Genomic DNA, 385 nt, shown 5'->3' on the forward strand with positions numbered 1-385 from the left:
CGATCTGAGTTGAAGCAGAGCATCGACACCAACCATTATCTTGATGTAATTGCTGAATCTTTCTTCTACTCTGTGAAGAGCTTCACGATAGTGTCTTGTCCATATAGGGATATCTTGTGAGATATCAACCCTTTCGATTAGACTCATAATGTTTCCGGTATGTTTTATACCTCCAAGTTTTATCACTGGAATGTCATTTACAATACTTGTCTCTATTCCCGCAGTCATTAGGTGTGTCTTAAAAAGATGGAGCTTATCAAGAACATCTACAATTATGACTGGCGTGTTGTCTTCTTGTAGTTGTTTTATTAACATATAAAACAAAAGATGTGTAGGATCACTGGATGTATGTTTTATCACAATATATTCTCCCCACTTAATGTCT

1 protein-coding gene is annotated in these 385 nt (G+C 36.1%); it reads right to left on the reverse strand.

Annotated features, from left to right (window positions below):
- Window positions 1–385, reverse strand: a 385-nt coding sequence (locus tag E3E37_RS11510; RefSeq protein WP_167717486.1) for a DUF257 family protein, incomplete at both ends; no start/stop codon positions are given.

Source organism: Thermococcus sp. ES12 (genome assembly GCF_012027515.1).
GTDB classification, from domain to species: Archaea; Methanobacteriota_B; Thermococci; order Thermococcales; family Thermococcaceae; genus Thermococcus; species Thermococcus barossii.